The sequence below is a fragment of the Ruegeria sp. CF4 genome, from assembly GCF_056537345.1.
In genome coordinates this window covers 432,403-451,910 of record NZ_JBQFRJ010000001.1, presented here as the reverse complement: position 1 = coordinate 451,910, position 19,508 = coordinate 432,403, and the positions used below count along the sequence as shown (strand labels likewise).

The following is a 19,508-nucleotide window of genomic DNA, read 5'->3' as shown; positions in this document are numbered from 1 at the left end:
CGCCCCGGACCCAACCGGGGCACCTTATCCTCAGACCTTGAGGTTCAGAACTTCCAGAGCGCACCCAGAACCCAAGCCTCGTTCTTTTCGAAATCGACCGTATCGTCGAAATCATGGCTGCGGTACTTCAGGTAGGCATCCGTATTGATGCTGTCGATCCGCTGAACCACCGCGATCCCCCAGGACTTGGTGCTGGATCCTGAGTTCTCAAAGTCCGACCCGTCGAAATAGTCGATACCGATCCCGGTCTTGCCCCAGGACACCCAATCGCCCTCATAGGCCAGCTTGGTGTACCAGTAGTCTGGATCGCTGGCCCCTGTCGCCGTGTCATCACGCGACCCGAGCGCCGCCGTAAAGCTGAAACCACTTGGCAACAGGACCGAGGCCGACCCGATCGTGTCCTTCCGCTTGCCCGATCCGTCGTCAAAGTCACGCACAGCGTAAGCGAGACTTGCGGCAAACTCTACGCCATTGGCGAATGTGTTCCCATACGAAAACGCGATGTCGTAATAGTCGTCGTCATCGCTGCTGGACAAGATGTTCTGACCATAGGCAATCGCGGCCGAGAACCCATTGAAATCCGGCGTGTCATAGCGAATGCGCCCGCGGCGCGCGCCGTCAAAGTTACCAGCCGAGTCACCCACGGTGATATCGCTCAGAATGCCATCCGACCCACGGTAGAAAAACGCGCCATTTTCATCGTTGGTGAAGGAATACAGAGCCGTTCCGACATAAGAGAGATCAGTTTCTGCCGCCCCATCCGAAGCCATGCTGCCCTGACCGGCTGAAAACTTGCCGTACCCACCCTTCAGCGAGAAATCGACATGCCGGATATCTTCGCGCGACCAGCCATTGGTGTTGGTCCCGTCCTGATTGGCCGTACCGGTGCTTGGCAGGCCCAAACCGGTTTCAAAGCGGAACATGAATTCATTGCTGCCATATGGCTGCATCAGCCGAAGGCCGACCCGGCTGTTGGACAAATCGTTGTCGAGCAACCGAGTCTCGGTTTCCTCACCATCGTCAACCGAAACGATGACCGGGTCCAATTGACCGTAAAGCAGTACATAACCGCCGGAGTTGTTTTCGTATTTCAGCTCGGCTGCGGCTGGAATTGCCGTGGTCGCAGCCAGTATTGCAGCCATCGAAGACAGTTTAAGTGTGCGGGTCATTTCAATCACCATCCAAGTTCAGGTTTCACGCGCGGCCCAAAGGCGCCGGAAACACGGCAGTAAAAACAGGGGCGGATATCTGCTGGCGGGGCATTCTGCCTTCACTACAGGCAACCCCGAATGCCTTCAGAAACTATATTTATATCAATGCTTTAATTGATCGTGAGACGCGTAATCGACACACCTCCTAACAAATTTCGACACCGCGCTACACATCCTGCAGACATACGCACTGCAACCAGAGCAAACCGACCGCTAAGCATCACCGGATTTGCTGGTGCCATGTCATTCTTTTCTCAAAATACCTAAATATCAAGTTGTTTGAATACCGAGGGTAACTTCTCTGGCAGATCCTCGGCGATCAGACCGGGGCCGAATTGCCGCGCACACTCCACGTGCAGCCATGCTGCCGTCTCGGCAGCTTGCATCGGTTCAAGCCCGCGCGCCAGCAACCCGGCGATATACCCTGCAAGCACATCGCCCGATCCGGCTGTCGCCAGCCAAGGCGCGGCTCTCTCGTAAAGGGCTGAATTGATCGCACATCGCCCATCCGGTGCTGCAATTACCGTATCTGGCCCCTTGAACAGCACAACGCAACCTGTCCGCCTTGCAGCGTCGCGGACGGCGTCGACCTTGGAGTATGCAGGTCCTACATCTGAAACAGCTTTCAATCTCTCGGCAATATCCGGGAAAAGGCGCATAAATTCGCCCCCATGAGGGGTCAATACGCAGCGGTCATGCAATTGGCTATGCAGGCTTTGAGGATCATCGGAAAAAGCTGTCAGCGCATCAGCATCCAACACAACCGACCTCTGCGCCGCCAGTGCAACCGGCGCCAATTTTCGCGCGCGTTCCACCCCCAAACCGGGCCCAAGGCAAAGCGCATTCAATCGCTCATCTGCCAGTATCCCCAGCAGATGATCGGCACCCTCGACTCGTTGCATCATCAGCGCCGTGATTTGGCTGGCCACTTCCATTTGTGCTGAGGGCGGCACGCCCAGCGTCACCAAACCAGCCCCGATCCGCAATGCTCCCCGCCCCGCAAGGCGCGCAGCCCCGGTTTTTCCAGCCCCGCCTGTCAGGACAAATGCGTGACCATGCGCGTATTTATGGCCAGATCCGCCTTTGCAAAGATTTGAAGCTGTTGGCCGCTCTACCGATTGCACGATCTCGGGGCTGTCTGATACGCGGCTCAGCCCGATATCCTTTACGACCAGCCGACCACAGAAAGATGGCCCTTCACCCAGCACATGCCCAAGCTTGCGGGAATGAAACGAGACTGTCAGAGCCGAACGCGCGCACCGACGACCATGCGAGGGATACGTGCCACCCAACACTTTACCCGAATCCGAACAAAGACCGGATGGCAGGTCGATCGCCACCGTCCGTGGTGGGATGATTTCCGTCCCCGCGCCCTGCCGTCGCATTTCCCACGCGTCTTCTGCGTCATCGTGCAGCCAAAGATGTTCCCACAGAGCCGGGTTCTCGATTGGCCGCGCCAAACCGGTTCCAAACAACGCATCAATGGAAAGATGCGGATGCTGCATCTCCGCCTCAATGGACTCAGCAAGGCCCAGTGTCCGTCCCTCCCATCGTTCGTAGTTCACCCGCGCATCCGGCGGCAGCTTGGCCGGATCACCAAAGAGAATGACCTCGACTTTCCAACCCAGCTCGCGCAGCAGCCGCGCAACCACGAAACCGTCACCGCCATTATTCCCTGGACCGCACAACACCACCGCGCGCAAGGGATCCCCTTCATCTGGCCCCAAATATCTCGGGGAGCGCGAGGGGTTGACCCCTCGTCCGCGCAACTCCGGCCATTCTTCAAAGATCGCCTCGACAACGCCCTGCCCTGCCCGCTCCATCAATTCCAGGCCGGTAACCTTGCCGGACTCGATCGCCTCTTGTTCGATGGCGCGCATCTGCGCAGCGGTCAGCAATTCCGTCATCTCAACTCCCTCAAGCGATTCAATTTCGATTACTTTTTGTGCATAGCGATCAAAATTTGATCCAACGCCTGATTTCCATGCATCTGACATCGAGCAATACAGCAATCGGATTGCCGCACCATCTTAGACGTGATCAGTGCGATCCAGACAACCATGCAAGGTGAGCCGGAATGAAAAAGATCGAAGCGATCATCAAGCCGTTCAAACTGGACGAAGTAAAAGAGGCGCTGCAGGACGTGGGCGTGCAAGGCCTCAGCGTGATCGAGGTAAAGGGCTTTGGCCGCCAGAAAGGCCACACCGAGCTTTATCGCGGCGCGGAATATGTTGTCGACTTTCTGCCCAAGGTGAAAGTCGAAGTCGTGCTGGACGACGATCAGGTCGACGCCGCAATCGAGGCCATCGTCGGTGCCGCAAAGACCGACAAGATCGGCGACGGCAAAATTTTTGTCTCGCCCGTCGAACAAGCCATTCGCATCCGTACCGGTGAGACCGGTTCGGAAGCCCTGTAACGCACTATCTTCAAATCAGAGGAATCAAAAGAATGAGCAAGGACGCAGTTCTTCAGCTGATCAAGGACGAAGACGCCGAATACGTCGATGTCCGTTTCACCGACCCGCGCGGCAAGCTGCAGCACGTCACCCTGATGGCCGATCAGGTTGACGAAGACTTTCTGGAAGAAGGCTTCATGTTCGACGGTTCGTCCATCGCGGGCTGGAAGTCGATTGAAGCATCCGACATGAAGCTGATGGTCGACACCGACAGCGCTTATGTCGATCCGTTCTACGCGGAAAAAACCATCTGCGTGCACTGCTCGGTTGTTGAGCCCGACACCGGCGAAGCCTATGAGCGTGACCCGCGCGGAACTGCTCAGAAGGCCGAGGCATACCTGAGAGCATCGGGTATCGGCGACGTTGCTTACATGGGGCCCGAAGCTGAGTTTTTCCTATTCGATGATGTCCGTTTCTCGAACAGCATCAACAAGGTATCTTACGAAGTTGATGCAACCGACGCGTCGTGGAACACCGACACCGAGTACGAGATGGGCAACATGGGCCACCGTCCTGGCGTCAAAGGCGGTTACTTCCCAGTCAACCCGATCGACGAAAGCCAGGACCTGCGTTCGGAAATGCTGTCGACCATGAAGCGTCTGGGCATGAAGGTCGATAAGCACCACCACGAGGTTGCGTCCTGTCAGCACGAGCTGGGCTTGATCTTTGACAGCCTGACCAAGCAGGCGGACGAGCTGCAGAAGTACAAGTACGTCATCCACAACGTGGCACACGCCTACGGCAAATCGGCCACCTTCATGCCGAAGCCGATCGCAGGTGACAACGGCACTGGCATGCACGTGAACATGTCGATCTGGAAAGACGGCAAGCCGCTGTTCGCTGGCGACAAATACGCCGATCTGTCGGATGAGGCGCTGTACTTCATCGGTGGCATCCTGAAGCACGCCAAGACCCTGAATGCCTTCACCAACCCGGCGACCAACAGCTACAAGCGTCTGATCCCTGGGTTCGAAGCCCCCGTCTTGCGCGCCTATTCGGCCCGCAACCGTTCAGGCTGCGTGCGTATTCCGTGGACCGAAAGCCCGAAAGCCAAGCGCGTCGAGGCCCGCTTCCCCGATCCGGCCGCAAACCCCTATCTGGCGTTTGCCGCGCTGCTGATGGCCGGTCTTGACGGCATCAAGAACAAGATCGATCCGGGCGAAGCCATGGACAAGAACCTATACGATCTGCCTGCCGAAGAACTGGCCGACATCCCGACCGTTTGCGGCTCGCTGCGTGAGGCTCTGGAAGCTCTGGCATCCGATCACGACTTCCTGCTGCAGGGCGACGTGTTCACCAAAGACCAGATCGACGGCTACATCGCGCTGAAGATGGAAGAGGTCGAAACCTACGAGCACACTCCGCACCCTGTAGAATACGGCATGTACTACAGCTGCTGATTAAGAATTTTCTGCGAAAATTCTCAGAGGGGCGCCCATCGGGCGCCCCTTTTTTCGACGGGGTTTGACGGATTGCGGCTGATCTTCCACACTTGGATCATTGCACCCTGCGGAGAATGCATATGACCGCCAGCGACGCCCGATTTGCCGAATTTTCAGATTTCATAACTTCGCCCGAAGACTTGGAGCGCATCTGCGGACAGCCGCTGCCCCAGATCATCGATAAAGAGTTGTCCGGACTGGATCAGATGTGTCGCGATTTCATCGAAACCTCTCCGTTCTGTCTGATCGCCTCTGCCAACCCGGAGGGGCATCTCGACATTTCTCCACGCGGCGATCCGCACGGGTTTGTTCAGGTACTGTCGGACTCTCTGATCGCCATTCCGGACCGGCCCGGGAACAAACGTGTAGATACGTTTCATAATGTGCTGCAAGACCCCAGGGTCAGCGTGATATTCTTTGTTCCCGGCAAAATGGAAACGCTGCGCCTGCGCGGTACGGCGCGCATATGTGCGGATCCCAACCTGCTGCAATCAATGGCCGTGAATGCGCACGCACCCAAACTTGCGCTTTTGGTCCATGTCGAGACTGTTTTCGCGCATTGCCCCAAATGCGTTATCCGCGCAAATCTCTGGCAGCCAGAGAACTGGCCTGATTCCTCCAACTTGCCGAACATGAACGCAATGATGGTCAAGCATGCCAAGATCAAACAAACGCCGGACGAATGGTTTGAAAGCCTGAAAGCGGCTGGAGAACTGGATCTCTATTAACTCGTTGCACCGGCGGTCAACGCGTTCTGCACTTTCAATTTACCCAAACGGATAGGTCTTATGCTTCGCCCGCTTCTACTGACTCTCGCACTGATCACACCCGGACTTGCCTTCTCGGCCACGTGTGGCAACACCAGCGCTGGCTTCGAAGCCTGGAAACAGGATTTCGCGAAACAGGCCAAACGCGCAGGCGTCAAAAAGAAAGGCCTGCAAGCGCTGGCCCAAACCCAGTACCAGACAAGAACGATCGCGGCCGACCGCAACCAGAAAAGCTTCAAGTATTCATTGGACAAGTTCATGCAGGTGCGTGGCGCAAACACGATCATCGCGCAGGGGCGTAAACGCAAAGCCCGCAACCCGCAATTCTACGCAGCGCTAGAGAATCAATACGGCGTGCCGGCGGGCATCCTGATCGCCATCCACGGCATGGAAACCGGGTTCGGTGGCTTTATGGGCGATAGTCCGGTTGTGTCAGCAATCACCACTCTGGCCTATGATTGTCGCCGATCCGAATTCTTTATCCCTCATGCCATCGGTGCACTCAAACTGGTGGATCAGGGTAGTATCACGATGGCGACAAAAGGGGCAAAACATGGCGAGTTGGGTCATACACAGTTCCTGCCGGGCAATGCCTTAACCTATGGTGTCGACGCCACCGGAGACCGTCAGGTCGACTTCTACAACATGACCGATGCCCTGGCCTCGACCGCAAATTTTCTTCGTAAGAAAGGGTGGAAACCCGGTAAGGGCTATCAACCGGGCGAGTCGAATTTTGCAGTCATCAAGCAGTGGAATGCGGCCTCGGTCTACCAGCAATCCATCGCAATTATGGCGTGGCGAATCGATAACTGAGCCTGCCCGACGGCCGACATCGCCGAACCTGATTTCAGCCACATTCTTGCCACAGACATTAAGGCACCCCCTTAGTTTCTTGGTTTCCAAAGCGTAATCAATTCCGGAAAAATCTGACTTTTCTCCCGTTTCGTCAAAATTTGCCCTACATCCGCGGTTAATCTGTCGTGAGGAATATTACGGCAAAGGAACAAGCTGTGACCGCAAAGCACATGTATCATGGTGGTCTGCAATTCAACGGCACCACAGACGGCGCGCTTGAGCGCTTTTGTGACGTCGTGAAGACTACGCTTGAAGACTATGGGCATCTGGTCGAGCGCAAGACCCTGCTGAGCACCTCTGAGGCCAGTATTGTCACCAGCCAGTATCTCGTGCGTCTTACGTTGGATTCAGCGCCCGTCGAGGCCGAGCATTCGCGTCACGTACGCATGGACCGCGCTGCCGGGCTGAAGACACTGAAACGGCCCGTCGTATCATTGCCGAGCAACAGGCTGACGATCACGATTTGCCCGGTATCTGCCCTTCTGGATGACAGCGAGATTACCGAACTTATGCTTGTCGTCATCCTCTATCGCATGGTCGACATCTGTTCGACCCAGCGTGTCGAGTGGTTGTCCCCCAAGACGGTTTTGACGATCGAACAGTTTCTTGGGGCATTTGATTCAATCGCGCCGCGTAAACCCCGGGATCGAAAGCAGATTTTCGACTCCATCAGCGGGCGGTTTGCCGGACTTGATCTGCCTGATCCCGATGAGGTGATGGACGAACCCAGAACCACCAAACCCCGTCCCATCCAGCTGAGCGATGAGCAACTGCTCAGCATCGCATTCCGCACTGAGCCCGAGGCGCCGGTCACTGTGCAGGATTCTCCCGCTTCTGTCGATGAAACGGAGAAACCCAACGATATTCTAAGGCTCACCAGTTGGGGCATGACAGGTGCTGTCGCCAGCGTCTCGGCCCCGATTGCGATTTCCCTGGCCGCCGTGAACCTGATCCGGGGTGAAGACTTCCGCCTTAATACGCAGGTACTGGCCTTTACGATGGCGATTTTCGGGTTGCACTCAACCAACGCCTTCGCCGAGGTCGCGACCGCCTTGGGCATCTAACAGAATTACCGAAGACCCTCCTTGGAAGCCCCGCCATCAGGCGGGGTTTTCCATTTTCAGGAAGCGGTCAGCCAACAGAACATATGTATGGATCGAGAAGACGACCGCCTGCGTCTGCGGCAGACGCAGCAGGATCTGACGCTCGCTGCGCAGATATCGGGCGCTGTCGCGATCCCGGATCCTGCGCGGCTCTTGATTGCTGCGAGGCTGAAACAGCTCGGCATCGTGATACCACAGCGTATTGAACCGCCAGAGGGGACGACCCACTTGAATGCCATCGAATAACCGCTGCACCCGCCGGGCAATATTCGCGTCGTATGCGTCAACCTCCCCATGAATCGCAATCAACGGGTGCATGAATTTCTCGGACAGCGTCCAGCTTGCGGGAAAGCACAGGATGGCTCCGGTCAAGACATGCTCATCACCCTGTTTCTGCAGGATACAGAAATCCTCCTGCACCAATTGGCAAAGTGTTTCCAACGGCTTTGATCTGTCTATCGTGATCCGCACACCATCGGGGCGGCATACCTGTTCGGCAGCGCCCGGATAGGCTTGCCGCAATACAAGATCGAGCAACTCTTGCGCCGGGGCCAATGCCTCGGGGCTTTGCGCCAGAACATCCGCCTTGCGCTCTGCCAGAAGCGCGTCGCGCCGCTGCATCTGACCCGCAAAGGCATCGTCCCGCAGCAGCCAGTGGTCGGGATCATCTGGGCGTATGCCGGGTAACGGATTCGGAGCCAGAGGGTCGTAAGGGATATCTCGTTGCAAAATCGCTGTCATGTCAGAGGCATAACATCCCTTGCCAACCCTGTCGGTCAAAAAGCGACCCGCTTTCAGTCGCAAACCTTAAAGACGCGGTGAAACTGGCTTTGCAGTGTGACCAGACCAACAGAGAGGCCCGCCCCGTGAACAGCCCATATCGCGATACCCGCAAGATTGACCCGACCAAAGGCGCCACCCTTGGGGATGGAACCCCCAACGACAACGATCGGATCGAGATCGGGCCGACCCAGTTGGCATTTGATGAATGGGCTGCGGCCGGGCTAAGCCTGCCGAACCTTGAACGCATGCGCGAGTATCGCTGGAAACGGCTAACCCGAGGGATTGTGGATCGTGGTTGGGGCGGTGTTTTGCTGTTTGATCCGCTCAACATCCGCTACGCAACCGACAGCACCAATATGCAATTGTGGAACACTCATAACCCGTTCCGAGCGGTGCTGGTGTGCGCAGACGGATATATGGTGATCTGGGACTACAAGAACTCCCCGTTTCTGTCGAAATTCAACCCGCTCGTGCGTGAGCAGCGCTCGGGTGCGGACCTGTTCTATTTTGATCGCGGCGACAAGATCGACATTGCCGCTGATGTATTCTCGAACGAGGTGCGGGTGCTGATCGAGGAACATGGCGGCAGCAACAAACGGCTGGGTGTGGACAAGATCATGCTGCACGGTTTGCGCGCACTTGAAGCGCAGGGGTTTGACGTCATGGAGGGTGAAGAACTCACCGAAAAGACCCGCGCCGTGAAAGGGCCGGACGAGATCCTCGCCATGCGCTGCGCCAGTCATGCCTGTGAGACTGCCGTTGCGGAGATGGAACGGTTTGCGCGTGCCAATGTGGGCGATGGAAAGACATCTGAAGATGATATCTGGGCCGTCCTGCACGCAGAAAACATCCGGCGCGGCGGCGAATGGATCGAGACCCGCCTGCTGGCCTCGGGCCAGCGTACTAATCCCTGGTTTCAGGAATGCGGTCCGCGGATCACACGCCAGAATGAGATCATCGCCTTTGATACAGACCTGATCGGGTCCTACGGTATTTGTGTCGATATCTCGCGCACGTGGTGGATCGGCGATCAGAAACCCCGCGCTGACATGATCTATGCGATGCAGCACGCGCATGAACACATCATGACCAATATGGAAATGCTGAAGCCCGGCGTCACGATCCCGGAACTGACTGCCAATGCCCACCGGCTGGACGACAAGTTCCAGGCTCAGAAATACGGCTGCCTGATGCATGGGGTCGGCTTGTGTGATGAATGGCCCCTTGTCGCCTATCCGGACAAAGCGGTCGAGGGTGCATACGACTACCCGCTCGAACCGGGCATGGTGCTGTGCGTCGAAGCCGCCGTGGGCGAAGTTGGCGGAGATTTCTCGATCAAGCTAGAAGATCAGGTCCTGATCACCGAAGATGGTTATGAGAACCTGACCAAATACCCGTTCGACGCACAGCTTATGGGACTGGAATAGAGGTTAACGATCCCGTCCCCAATCTGAACGTTTGACATTACCGTGCCAGTCCTCTGGTGCCGACACGACGGTTTGCTGAGATTCGAAAAGCGGCCAGTTCTGCCCGAGGGCAAAGCCGATTGCGCCCGTCAGGAGGATTGCAAACAATACTCCGGGGCGCACAGTTGGTCTTGGTGTAACTATGGGTGCATGTGCCATTTTAGCCTCCGATATTTGAACCAGTGATGGCTAAGAGGTAGGCGCCCCACATACATTAGTAAAATGAATGTTTATTTGATGTATCATCACAACCAATGATGAATGTTCAGTTTTCATGAGACACGACGGACCCGCGATCCGGCGCAGGTTTTGGTGTCAAATCCTCACCTTACCGTGACGCTTCTGACATAAGGGTTGAGCGAACCGCCCGCAGCACACAGTATTGGCGTGATCCCAACACCAAGGAACACCCATGCCCACCGAACGCATCACCTTTGCCGGTCACGACGGCAGTCAATTGGCCGCGCGCCTCGATCTGCCGGATGGGCCCGTGCTGGCAACGGCGCTGTTTGCGCATTGTTTCACCTGCTCCAAAGACATCCCGGCGGCGCGACGTATTTCTGCTCGCCTGGCCGCAATGGGCATCGCTGTACTGCGATTTGACTTTACCGGGCTCGGCCATTCGGGCGGAGAGTTCGCGAACACCACCTTCACCTCAAACGTTGAGGACCTGATCGCGGCGGCGCAGTATCTGGCGGGGCGCGATATGGCCCCTGCACTGCTGATCGGCCATTCACTTGGCGGGGCCGCCGTGCTGCGTGCCCGCGCTGGCATCCCTTCGGTCAAGGCAGTGGTCACACTGGGCGCGCCTGCCGATCCCGGCCATGTCTCGCACCATTTTGAAGCTGCCCTGCCCGAGATTGAGGCGGAAGGCAGCGCCGAAGTGTCTCTGGGTGGGCGGCCTTTCCGTATCGGCAAGGCGTTCGTGGACGACATTTCACAAACCGCATTGTCACCGGCCATTGCCGAACTGAAAGCGGCCCTGCTGATCCTGCATGCCCCGCGGGATGAGACTGTCAGCATCGACAATGCCAGCACCATCTTTCTGGCCGCGAAACATCCGAAAAGCTTTGTAACCCTCGACGATGCTGACCACCTGATCACCCGCGCAGAGGATGCCGACTATGCGGCCGACGTAATCGCGGCCTGGGTATCTCGCTACGTCAAACTTTGCCCGCCTGCGCCTCCACCCGGCGCGCCAGAGGGCGTCGTGCGCGTGACTGAGGCTGATCCGTCAGGATTTCTGCAGGATATTCAATCCGGACCGCGTCATCACGCCGTGGCAGACGAGCCGGCCTCTTATGGTGGCACGGATCGCGGCATGTCGCCCTATGGTTTTGTATCTTCTGGCCTCGGGGCCTGCACCTCGATGACGATCCGCATGTATGCGCGCCGCAAGCGCTGGCCGCTGACCGGGATTACCGTCGATGTCTGTCACAACAAGGTGCATGCTCAGGACGCGGGGCTTGCCAGTGAGGGCAAGGTTGATCTGTTCCGCCGCAAGATCCGGCTTGAGGGGCCGCTTGACGCCGATCAGAAAGCCAAGCTGATGGAGATCGCGGACAAATGCCCTGTCCACCGGACCCTGGAAGGATCAGCACGGATCACGACCGAATTGCTCGACTAACGCCTTGCGCATCGGCCATCAACGCGCTGCCGTGCAGTTGCTTTCGGATTAGCGCCTCCGTGGTGACGGGCGGTGGATCGGAGGTCTTGCCACCGGAGGGCGCGCCACGGGCGGGCGTGGACGCGCAGGCGGTTTGGCGATCGGAGGCTTTGGCCGCTGCGGAGGTTTTGAAACAGGCGGCTTGGGGCGATCGGGTCGCTCAGGCCGATTGATGTCCACGTCAACATTCACGTCACGATTGTGATAATAATCGTTCCACAGCATCGAGTCATAAAACGGGTCATACCCGTACCCAACGCCAATTGTGACGCCGTCGCAGGCCGAAAGGGAAAGGGTCGACAAGCCGAGGCCCAGAGCCAGAGCGGATCGTTTGATAAGTTTGCGTGTCATCCGAACCTCCGTCACTGCAATGACCGGAAGGACGAGAAGATGTCGTTTAGGTCGTCCACATAAGCCGGATCGGCCCCATCGCGCAGGATCGCCACCGCTACTGCGACACGGCCCTGCGGCAGATCAATGATTGTCGCGGTGAAATTCACTCCGCGTCCCTCACGCGAACCAGAGCCCCGGATCACCCGAGCAGCAAGCCCGCCTATACGAGTATCGCTGGTGCTGGTAACCGTTGGGTCGTTGACCAGAAACTTGTCGATATCGTCCAGATAGCGGATGCCACCCTGAATATCGGATACTCCGGCGGGTGAGACGAAGCCCATCCAGACGTTATCATCCGTGACCGGCTTGATCCCCATAACCCGTGCAACGGCACGGGCATCACCCAGTTCGGTGTCTTCGATCTCGCGCGGACCACCGGTTCGAACGGCCCAGAAATCGGGTACATTAAAGCGGAATAGTGCTCGCCCATCATCAGTATATGTTACCGGAGTTTCAGCCAGTGCAGCGCCTGCGAACCACAATGCGCCACACAGCGCGAGCGCTGACTTTAGTCGAATACGCATATCTCAATAGCCTAATGATTTCTCAAGGCTCAGATTGACCCGCCCTGCCCGCTCTTGTCCAGCATGACGTTGTCGCCGCAATAAAAAACCCGCATCCGAAGCACTCGGACGCGGGTTTGGATCTTAGCAAAAGGCGTAGGATCAGGTGCGGGCGTCGCCGACCAGTTTCCAAACAGCCGGGATCAACAGTGCGGCCAGAGCCAGCTTGATCGCGTCACCCAGCAGGAAGGGTGTGAGGCCCCATTCCAGGATTGGCTTGTCCCAGCCATAAAGCTGACCCAGCCACAGCAAGCCGGGCACATAGATCAGCACGTTCGCCAGAACCAGTGCCAGCGCCAGCTTACCAACCGAACGGTCCCAGCCACGCGCGGCCAGAGCACCCAAAGCCAATGTCGCCAGAACATAACCGACCAGATAGCCGCCCGTGCCGCCCATCATGTATGTCAGACCGAATTTCTCGGCCGACGAACCGGCGAACACATCAAAGCCCAGCGCGCCAACCAGCAGGTAACCCAGCATGGTGATCAGGCCCAGGCGCGCGCCATAAGCGGTGCCGATGGTCAGCACGGCAAAGGTGCCCATGGTGATCGGAACCGGCCACATCGGTACTTTGACCTTTGCAGCGACCGCCAGAGCAACGATGCCCAGAGCAACCAGTACAACCTGTTTGACGCGCAGCGCTGTCCCCTCGCGCGGGCCAATCGCATTGGCCAATACGTTCGCATTCATTTTGTTCTCTCCACTTGCGGATCTCTTTGCGCATGCAGCAATGCAGATTCCGGGCCTGTACTGCAAGATGATTACGCTATCGCCGCGTATATTTGGTCTCCATTTCATAGGATTTTCGCGGTCCGGACACGCTCCAACGAACTTTCCAGTGCGGCCACCCTGAGAAATCATATAATGCATCATAGCTGTCGGGCGGGCAATCGTGGTGGTCCTCGGCCCGGTCCTGCCCCAGTTTCAGAGCATGAAAATAGCGATCATCATCGAAATGGACCGCTATCTGGTCGCCTGCTTCGCGCCACAGGTAACGGCGCGTGCCTGTCATTTCAGGTTGGTCAGGAATGCGCAGCGTGACGGTCTCATCGTAAAGCAATGCACCCCCTTCGCGCCGAAAAACGGCGTTTCCATCGGCGTGAACCAGTTGCCCTGCCCGGTCGTCCCGGATCAGCCGATCAAGGCTCCAGCGTCCTTCGAAGTCAGAAAGAGATGCAGGCAAGGTCATTCGATATAGGTTCCATCGGTTATCCCGCCCGATTTGTCGACAAACCGGATCGTATCGCCGCGTTGGTGGACGTCATAACAGGCCCAAAGCTCGGATGGTGGCCAGATCGAACAATATTGATCCCCACGCACAGCCCAGCGCCCCAGACTGGGACGACCCGAGAAATACCGGGTTTGCATAGAGCCCTCGAAGATTTGCCAGATACCTGCGCCATACTCGAGCTTTCTGTCAGTCAACGCCCGCAATATCTCATCGCCCGTGAGCGCGCGAAACTCTTCCGCCGCCAATATACCCGGCCAGAGCAACAAAATCAGGGCAAACCGTCTCATCCCGGCACTCGCATCTTGTTCCCTCGTGCGCACGCGGCTAAACCCCGCGCCAACGCCTCATCCCAATCACAAAAAGGTGCTGTCGCCAATGATTCCCCGCTATTCCCGCCCTGACATGGTCGCTATCTGGTCGCCCGAGGCCAAATTCCGCATCTGGTATGAGATCGAGGCCCATGCCTGCGATGCTATGGCCGAACTGGGCGTGATCCCGCGCGAAAACGCCGAGGCGGTGTGGAAAGCCAAGGACGTGGAATTTGACGTCGCCCGCATCGACGAGATCGAGGCCGTCACCAAACACGATGTCATCGCTTTCCTGACCCATCTGGCCGAGCATGTGGGCAGTGAAGAAGCCCGTTTTGTGCATCAGGGCATGACCAGTTCGGACGTTCTAGACACCTGCTTTAACGTGCAGCTGACCCGCGCTGCGGACATCCTGATTACCGATCTCGAAGGTCTACTGGCTGCTCTCAAGCGTCGCGCCATCGAACATAAGAACACCGTCCGTATTGGCCGCAGCCACGGCATCCACGCCGAGCCGACCACGATGGGCCTGACCTTTGCCCGTTTCTATGCCGAGATGGACCGCAACCTGTCGCGCATGCGCGATGCCCGCGCTGAAATCGCCACCGGAGCGATCAGCGGCGCAGTTGGCACCTTCGCAAATATCGATCCGCACGTCGAAGAGCATGTCTGCGACAAGTTGGGGCTGGTCCCCGAGCCGATCAGCACGCAGGTCATCCCACGCGACCGCCACGCGGCGTTCTTTGCCACTCTGGGCGTGATCGCCAGCAGCATCGAAAACATCGCCATCGAAATCCGCCACATGCAGCGGACCGAGGTGCTGGAAGGGGCGGAATTCTTCTCGATGGGCCAAAAAGGCTCGTCAGCCATGCCACACAAGAAAAATCCGGTACTGACCGAGAACCTGACCGGCCTCGCGCGTATGGTGCGTGCGGCCGTGATCCCGGCGATGGAGAACGTGGCGCTCTGGCACGAACGCGATATCTCGCATTCGTCGGTCGAACGGATGATCGGGCCGGACTCTACGATTACGCTGGATTTTGCGCTGGCGCGCTTGACCGGCGTGATCGACAAGATGCTGATCTTCCCCGAGAACATGCTGGAGAACATGAACAAGTTCCCCGGTCTTGTGATGAGCCAACGGGTCCTGCTGGCGCTGACACAGGCGGGGGTCAGCCGGGAAGACGCCTATGCCATGGTTCAGCGCAACGCGCTGAAGGTTTGGGAACATCGCACCGATTTCAAAGAAGAATTGCTGGCTGACCCCGATGTCACCGCCGCGCTGAGCCCCGAGGAAATCGAAGAGAAATTCGACCTCGGCTATCACACCAAGCATGTCGACACGATTTTTGAACGGGTCTTCGGCGAATAAACGCGCAAAACCCCGAAAATATGGCCCGGCCTGCTCAAACGCAGGTCGGGCCTTTTTACGAATGCACGAAAATCGGTTATGATACGGTGATAATCTCTGCGAAAGGGACAGATCATGATCCGAACCGCTCTTTGCACCATCGCCCTTGTTTGCTTGGCCTCTGCTGGCATTGCATGCAGTAACTCTACCAAACAAACCCAATCCTGCGCCGAAGGCTCGGTCTGGGATCAGGAAGCGCAAAGCTGCACAAAAATCGTGAACAGCTGAAGACGTTCTTTCCTGTTTGTGAATAAATGCGACCCGTCCGGTGTTAGCTTTTCTGAAGAACGCACTATGATTTCAAGAAGCAGCCCCGAGAACGGAGACAAATTATGCGCTTAGTCCTTGCATCCGCAATTGCATTTCAGGCATTTGCCTTTGCCCCCATGGTTCACGCCGCAGGCGGCGGTGACAGCAGCCCTCCCAAACCGACCAACACCACCAAGAAATGCCTGTTTGGCCGCGTATATGACGAGGCGGCTGGACGTTGTGTAAAACCCAACAGAACCAACTTTACCGAAGATCAATTGTATGATGCGGTGCGCGAGTTGGCCTATGACGGGCAATATGAAAACGCTCAGGGCATTCTCCGCATCATGGATCAGGAGGATGACCGGGTTCAGACCTATTGGGGATTTACCTACCGCAAGATGGGTGAATTGGAACTGGCCAATGCCTTCTATCAGAAGGCCATCGATGCTAACCCCGACAACATCCTGGCCCGCAGCTACATGGCTCAGGGCTTTGTCGCCGAAGGCAAGACCGAGCTGGCCATTGCACAATGGCGCGAGATCAAGGCACGCGGCGGTGAAGGCACCTGGGCCGAAGCCTCCTTGCGCGAAGCCATTCGCACCGGGCTGACCTACAGCTACTAAGCTTCAGGGTTTCTTTACCCGACTCTCCTTATTCTGCCTGCAACGCGAACTTGGCATTGCAGGCAGATGCAGGACACACACGCATTGGTACAAAGGGCACCGGGTGCTCAACCCACGCTCTCCGATCAGGATGATGGGGCAGATCGGATCGTGCCCCGCCAGCTCAGCAACCGGGAAAAAGCGGCGGTTGTGGTTCGGTTGCTCCTGAACGAAGGTGCCGACATCCCGCTTGAAGAACTACCCGATCCATTGCAGGAGAAACTGACCCATCAATTGGGGCAGATGTGCCTTGTTGATCGAGTAACACTGGCCGCCGTTGCGCAGGAATTCGTGGATGCGCTGGATGGCGTTGGCCTGTCCTTTCCGCATGGATTGGCCGGGGCTTTGGACGCGGTGAATGGCAAGATTGCCCCGGCAACCGCCGCGCGGCTCCGCAAAGTGGCCGGAGTGCGACAGGTTGGCGATCCATGGCAACGCTTGCGCGAGGTGCCCCCGGAAGAGCTGGCCGAAATGGCCAAGGCGGAAAGCACCGAAGTGGCAGCAGTGATGCTATCAAAGCTTGAAACCGCGACGGCAGCACAGATCCTCGGTCACCTGCCCGGCCCAACGGCACGCCGGATCACATATGCGGTTTCAAAAACCGCGAACGTGACGCCGGAAGCGGTGGAACGCATCGGGTGGTCTCTGGCCGCGCAACTGGACCAGCGCCCCACCCCAGCCTTTCGCGATGGTCCCGGCGCGCGGGTTGGCGCGATCCTCAATCAGTCGGCGGCGTCCACACGCGACGGCTTGCTGTCGGCGCTGGACGAAGAGGATGCAGATTTTGCCAGTGTAGTCCGGCAATCGATCTTCATATTTGCTCATATTCCCAAGCGTATTCAGCCGCGCGATATACCCGCAATCCTACGCACGGTGGAACAGCCCGTCCTTGTGACCGCCTTTGCAGGCGCAAGCACCGAAGACGACGCGGCGGCGGTTGAGTTTATCCTGTCCAACATATCTTCTCGAATGGCCGACAATCTGCGCGAAGAGATGGCAGATCGCGGCAAGGTCAAACAAGCCGAAGCGGAAGAGTCGATGACACAGATCGTTGCCGCCATCCGCGCCTTACTGGACGAAGGTACCATTATTCAGATCGAGACTGAGGAGGAGGACGCCTAGCCCCACTTGTGATCAAAGAACGAGGCCTGTATGTCTGATCGCGCAATTCACAACGCCCAGGTGCCCTTCCCCATGCCCGTCGAAAAGTCGGAACTGAGCCGATTTGAGCTTGGAAAATACTATGTCGCCAACCTGTTCCTGAAAGGGGTGATCGGCGGCATGCGTATGCTGCCCTATGAACGGCGCATTGGCGCGATGGGGTCCTTGACCAGCTGGCTTGCACCCTTGGTGGGCTTCCGCACACGTGTGCGGCGCAACCTGAAACTCACCTGCCCTGAACTGCCCGAGGATGAGGTCAAACGCATCTGCCGGGCGGTGCCTGACAATGCCGGGCGGGCGATCATGGAGCATTTCTCGGCCGATGGTTTCATCGACCGTCAAAGCAAGGCCAAGATCTCGGGGCCGGGTGTCGAGGCTTTTGACAAGGCCGTTGTCGAAGGGCGTCCAGTGATGATGATCACCGCGCATTTCGGGCATTACCTAGCGGCACGTGTCGCACTGCAAGCGCGCAGCGGCCAGCCGATCGGCTGCCTCTATCGCCGCATGGCCAACCCCTATTTCAACGAGATGTATGTGGATGCTTTCTATCAGACTGGCGCGCCCATGTTCGAACAAGGCCGTCGCGGCATGGTCGAGATGGTCCGCTCGCTGAAGAAAGGCGGCATCATCGCGATTGTGTCAGACCTCCATGCCCATGGCGGTGAAGAGCTGACTTTCTTTGGCAAACCCGCCGTGACTTCGGTCCTGAATGCTGAGTTGGCGATCAAATACAAGGCGGTGCTGATCCCCTGCTATGCGGTGCGCCAACCCAATGGCATTGATTTTGAGATCGTGTTGCACGATCCGGTGCCCCATACCGATCCCAAGACCATGACCCAGTTTACCAATGATGACCTGGAAGCGATGGTGCGGCAGCACATGGGGCAATGGTTCTGGATTCACCGCCGCTGGAAGGCGTGGAAGAAACTTGGGGTGCAACCTCAGGATATGCCCTGATCACTTCACACGCGTTGCAGCGACGATTGGCCCATGACCCGCGCGTTGGATCAACACGACCGCAGGCAAGTCAGATGCGAGCGACACCTTGAATTCCTGCGGTGCCACGCCATCCCAGTGCCCGGCGATCTGCCAGTTTTCCACCACATTGGCGTAGTCCAGTTCATACCCTGCCAGCTCACCGCGCCGGATCGAGGCATGGCGCATCGGAGAATACTGCACGACGCGCACCTCATAGGTCTGGCCAGCGGGAAGCTCGACCGGGGTAACGTCCACCACCACATCTTCGCCTGTACGTGTCGCGCTCACTTCAGCCTCGGGCGCCGCCGTCAGGTGGGCGTTGATCAAACGATTCAACTCACCTGCTTTGGCACCCACAACATCCTGCTGTCCATTCACCACCATCTGCGGTGTATAGATCATGGTTCGCCCGCCCTCACGCGCGTAAGCCCGCTGACGTTCCGTATGCGCGGGGCTGGCATATTCGTCTTTCCAGCCGATGTAATCCCAATAATCCACATGCAAGGCCAGCCCGATGACGTCATCGCGCTGCGCCAGTTCCTGCATGATCCGATCCGCCGGCGGGCAGGAAGAGCAGCCCTGCGACGTAAACAACTCAACCACCACCGGATCGGCTTCCGCCACGGCTGCGGTCGTAAGGAAGAATGAGGCAATCGCGGTCAGGGCGGCTGTTCTGAGCATGAAATCTCTCGGTCTGAGTAGTCTTATTAAAGGTCTAAACCGGAATCACCTGAACCACCAATCAAGGTTTCTTGAGACTATTTTGGCAAAATTTCGCGAAAATGTGTGCAATGGTATACA

General features: G+C 57.5%; 21 protein-coding genes. 12 read left to right on the top strand and 9 right to left on the bottom strand.

The genetic code is table 11. From position 1 onward, the window contains the following. Nucleotides 1–44 precede the first annotated feature (44 nt). A complete protein-coding gene (locus tag ACR0NF_RS02195) occupies nucleotides 45–1,169 on the bottom strand; it encodes a porin (RefSeq protein ID WP_480469445.1) in 1,125 nt (374 codons plus the stop codon). A 305-nt stretch (nucleotides 1,170–1,474) separates the two neighbouring features. Next, the gene (locus ACR0NF_RS02190; protein ID WP_480666753.1) at nucleotides 1,475–3,118 is read right to left on the bottom strand and encodes an NAD(P)H-hydrate dehydratase; all 1,644 of its coding nucleotides are present in this window, start codon (nucleotides 3,116–3,118) and stop codon (nucleotides 1,475–1,477) included. 170 nt (nucleotides 3,119–3,288) lie between these two features. Here ACR0NF_RS02190 and ACR0NF_RS02185 point away from each other — a divergent pair, with 170 nt between their 5' ends. From ACR0NF_RS02185 to ACR0NF_RS02165, 5 genes are all read left to right on the top strand, one after another. Beyond that, a complete protein-coding gene (locus tag ACR0NF_RS02185) occupies nucleotides 3,289–3,627 on the top strand; it encodes a P-II family nitrogen regulator (RefSeq protein ID WP_480469443.1) in 339 nt (112 codons plus the stop codon). Between the two features lie 32 nt (nucleotides 3,628–3,659). After that, nucleotides 3,660–5,066 carry a type I glutamate--ammonia ligase gene (gene glnA, locus ACR0NF_RS02180; RefSeq protein ID WP_480469442.1) on the top strand — a complete coding sequence of 469 codons (1,407 nt, stop codon included), beginning with the start codon at nucleotides 3,660–3,662 and terminating at the stop codon, nucleotides 5,064–5,066. A 122-nt stretch (nucleotides 5,067–5,188) separates the two neighbouring features. Further along, nucleotides 5,189–5,836, top strand: coding sequence for an MSMEG_1061 family FMN-dependent PPOX-type flavoprotein (locus ACR0NF_RS02175; protein ID WP_480469441.1), 648 nt, complete (start codon nucleotides 5,189–5,191; stop codon nucleotides 5,834–5,836). Between the two features lie 60 nt (nucleotides 5,837–5,896). Next, nucleotides 5,897–6,688, top strand: coding sequence for a lytic murein transglycosylase (locus ACR0NF_RS02170; protein WP_480469440.1), 792 nt, complete (start codon nucleotides 5,897–5,899; stop codon nucleotides 6,686–6,688). Between the two features lie 197 nt (nucleotides 6,689–6,885). Then, on the top strand, nucleotides 6,886–7,794 hold the full coding sequence (locus ACR0NF_RS02165) for a hypothetical protein (protein WP_480666752.1): 909 nt from the start codon (nucleotides 6,886–6,888) through the stop codon (nucleotides 7,792–7,794). A gap of 36 nt (nucleotides 7,795–7,830) precedes the next feature. On the opposite strand, the gene ACR0NF_RS02160 is transcribed toward ACR0NF_RS02165, so the two are convergent. Further along, nucleotides 7,831–8,574 (bottom strand): heme-dependent oxidative N-demethylase family protein, encoded by a 744-nt coding sequence (locus ACR0NF_RS02160; protein WP_480777697.1) that lies wholly within the window; start codon nucleotides 8,572–8,574, stop codon nucleotides 7,831–7,833. Between the two features lie 125 nt (nucleotides 8,575–8,699). On the opposite strand from ACR0NF_RS02160, the gene dddP reads away from it, so the two are divergent. After that, nucleotides 8,700–10,043, top strand: coding sequence for a dimethylsulfonioproprionate lyase DddP (gene dddP / locus ACR0NF_RS02155; RefSeq protein ID WP_480777962.1), 1,344 nt, complete (start codon nucleotides 8,700–8,702; stop codon nucleotides 10,041–10,043). 451 nt (nucleotides 10,044–10,494) lie between these two features. Continuing rightward, on the top strand, nucleotides 10,495–11,709 hold the full coding sequence (locus ACR0NF_RS02150; protein WP_480469436.1) for a bifunctional alpha/beta hydrolase/OsmC family protein: 1,215 nt from the start codon (nucleotides 10,495–10,497) through the stop codon (nucleotides 11,707–11,709). A 48-nt stretch (nucleotides 11,710–11,757) separates the two neighbouring features. On the opposite strand, the gene ACR0NF_RS02145 is transcribed toward ACR0NF_RS02150, so the two are convergent. From ACR0NF_RS02145 to ACR0NF_RS02125, 5 genes are all read right to left on the bottom strand, one after another. Further along, nucleotides 11,758–12,099: a hypothetical protein gene (locus tag ACR0NF_RS02145; RefSeq protein ID WP_480469435.1), complete on the bottom strand. Its 342-nt coding sequence runs from the start codon at nucleotides 12,097–12,099 to the stop codon at nucleotides 11,758–11,760. An 11-nt stretch (nucleotides 12,100–12,110) separates the two neighbouring features. Next, nucleotides 12,111–12,665, bottom strand: a complete 555-nt coding sequence (locus ACR0NF_RS02140; RefSeq protein WP_480666750.1) for a hypothetical protein — start codon at nucleotides 12,663–12,665, stop codon at nucleotides 12,111–12,113. Between the two features lie 141 nt (nucleotides 12,666–12,806). Further along, the gene (locus tag ACR0NF_RS02135; RefSeq protein ID WP_480666749.1) at nucleotides 12,807–13,394 is read right to left on the bottom strand and encodes a biotin transporter BioY; all 588 of its coding nucleotides are present in this window, start codon (nucleotides 13,392–13,394) and stop codon (nucleotides 12,807–12,809) included. A gap of 76 nt (nucleotides 13,395–13,470) precedes the next feature. Beyond that, a complete protein-coding gene (locus ACR0NF_RS02130) occupies nucleotides 13,471–13,893 on the bottom strand; it encodes a DUF6314 family protein (protein WP_480469432.1) in 423 nt (140 codons plus the stop codon). Next, a complete protein-coding gene (locus ACR0NF_RS02125; protein ID WP_480666748.1) occupies nucleotides 13,890–14,222 on the bottom strand; it encodes a hypothetical protein in 333 nt (110 codons plus the stop codon). Before ACR0NF_RS02125 ends, ACR0NF_RS02130 begins: the two co-directional genes overlap by 4 nt. An 88-nt stretch (nucleotides 14,223–14,310) precedes the next feature. Here ACR0NF_RS02125 and purB point away from each other — a divergent pair, with 88 nt between their 5' ends. The 5 genes from purB (at nucleotide 14,311) to ACR0NF_RS02100 (ending at nucleotide 18,686) form a co-directional block, all read left to right on the top strand. Further along, complete coding sequence (gene purB / locus ACR0NF_RS02120; protein ID WP_480777696.1) at nucleotides 14,311–15,615, top strand: adenylosuccinate lyase; 1,305 nt, start codon at nucleotides 14,311–14,313, stop codon at nucleotides 15,613–15,615. A 114-nt stretch (nucleotides 15,616–15,729) separates the two neighbouring features. Further along, the gene (locus ACR0NF_RS02115; protein ID WP_480469429.1) at nucleotides 15,730–15,882 is read left to right on the top strand and encodes a chitin-binding domain-containing protein; all 153 of its coding nucleotides are present in this window, start codon (nucleotides 15,730–15,732) and stop codon (nucleotides 15,880–15,882) included. Nucleotides 15,883–15,986: 104 nt separating this feature from the next. Next, entirely contained in the window at nucleotides 15,987–16,529 is a 543-nt protein-coding gene (locus ACR0NF_RS02110) for a tetratricopeptide repeat protein (RefSeq protein WP_480469428.1), read from the top strand. Nucleotides 16,530–16,595: 66 nt separating this feature from the next. Continuing rightward, nucleotides 16,596–17,690, top strand: coding sequence for a flagellar motor switch protein FliG (locus ACR0NF_RS02105; RefSeq protein ID WP_480777695.1), 1,095 nt, complete (start codon nucleotides 16,596–16,598; stop codon nucleotides 17,688–17,690). A gap of 72 nt (nucleotides 17,691–17,762) precedes the next feature. Continuing rightward, complete coding sequence (locus ACR0NF_RS02100) at nucleotides 17,763–18,686, top strand: lysophospholipid acyltransferase family protein (protein ID WP_480777961.1); 924 nt, start codon at nucleotides 17,763–17,765, stop codon at nucleotides 18,684–18,686. Here the strand turns inward: ACR0NF_RS02100 and ACR0NF_RS02095 are convergent, their stop codons facing one another. Continuing rightward, on the bottom strand, nucleotides 18,687–19,388 hold the full coding sequence (locus tag ACR0NF_RS02095) for a DUF1223 domain-containing protein (RefSeq protein WP_480469426.1): 702 nt from the start codon (nucleotides 19,386–19,388) through the stop codon (nucleotides 18,687–18,689). Between the last annotated feature and the right edge of the window lie 120 nt (nucleotides 19,389–19,508).

What these genes read in the sequence shown, in the direction of transcription:
- ACR0NF_RS02195 (WP_480469445.1), bottom strand. Translation starts at nt 1,169, where the DNA reads ATGACCCGCACACTTAAACTGTCTTCGATGGCTGCAATACTGGCTGCG.
- ACR0NF_RS02190 (WP_480666753.1), bottom strand. Translation starts at nt 3,118, where the DNA reads ATGACGGAATTGCTGACCGCTGCGCAGATGCGCGCCATCGAACAAGAG.
- ACR0NF_RS02185 (WP_480469443.1), top strand. Translation starts at nt 3,289, where the DNA reads ATGAAAAAGATCGAAGCGATCATCAAGCCGTTCAAACTGGACGAAGTA.
- glnA (WP_480469442.1), top strand. Translation starts at nt 3,660, where the DNA reads ATGAGCAAGGACGCAGTTCTTCAGCTGATCAAGGACGAAGACGCCGAA.
- ACR0NF_RS02175 (WP_480469441.1), top strand. Translation starts at nt 5,189, where the DNA reads ATGACCGCCAGCGACGCCCGATTTGCCGAATTTTCAGATTTCATAACT.
- ACR0NF_RS02170 (WP_480469440.1), top strand. Translation starts at nt 5,897, where the DNA reads ATGCTTCGCCCGCTTCTACTGACTCTCGCACTGATCACACCCGGACTT.
- ACR0NF_RS02160 (WP_480777697.1), bottom strand. Translation starts at nt 8,574, where the DNA reads ATGACAGCGATTTTGCAACGAGATATCCCTTACGACCCTCTGGCTCCG.
- ACR0NF_RS02150 (WP_480469436.1), top strand. Translation starts at nt 10,495, where the DNA reads ATGCCCACCGAACGCATCACCTTTGCCGGTCACGACGGCAGTCAATTG.
- ACR0NF_RS02145 (WP_480469435.1), bottom strand. Translation starts at nt 12,099, where the DNA reads ATGACACGCAAACTTATCAAACGATCCGCTCTGGCTCTGGGCCTCGGC.
- ACR0NF_RS02140 (WP_480666750.1), bottom strand. Translation starts at nt 12,665, where the DNA reads ATGCGTATTCGACTAAAGTCAGCGCTCGCGCTGTGTGGCGCATTGTGG.
- ACR0NF_RS02135 (WP_480666749.1), bottom strand. Translation starts at nt 13,394, where the DNA reads ATGAATGCGAACGTATTGGCCAATGCGATTGGCCCGCGCGAGGGGACA.
- ACR0NF_RS02130 (WP_480469432.1), bottom strand. Translation starts at nt 13,893, where the DNA reads ATGACCTTGCCTGCATCTCTTTCTGACTTCGAAGGACGCTGGAGCCTT.
- ACR0NF_RS02125 (WP_480666748.1), bottom strand. Translation starts at nt 14,222, where the DNA reads ATGAGACGGTTTGCCCTGATTTTGTTGCTCTGGCCGGGTATATTGGCG.
- purB (WP_480777696.1), top strand. Translation starts at nt 14,311, where the DNA reads ATGATTCCCCGCTATTCCCGCCCTGACATGGTCGCTATCTGGTCGCCC.
- ACR0NF_RS02115 (WP_480469429.1), top strand. Translation starts at nt 15,730, where the DNA reads ATGATCCGAACCGCTCTTTGCACCATCGCCCTTGTTTGCTTGGCCTCT.
- ACR0NF_RS02110 (WP_480469428.1), top strand. Translation starts at nt 15,987, where the DNA reads ATGCGCTTAGTCCTTGCATCCGCAATTGCATTTCAGGCATTTGCCTTT.
- ACR0NF_RS02105 (WP_480777695.1), top strand. Translation starts at nt 16,596, where the DNA reads ATGCAGGACACACACGCATTGGTACAAAGGGCACCGGGTGCTCAACCC.
- ACR0NF_RS02100 (WP_480777961.1), top strand. Translation starts at nt 17,763, where the DNA reads ATGCCCGTCGAAAAGTCGGAACTGAGCCGATTTGAGCTTGGAAAATAC.
- ACR0NF_RS02095 (WP_480469426.1), bottom strand. Translation starts at nt 19,388, where the DNA reads ATGCTCAGAACAGCCGCCCTGACCGCGATTGCCTCATTCTTCCTTACG.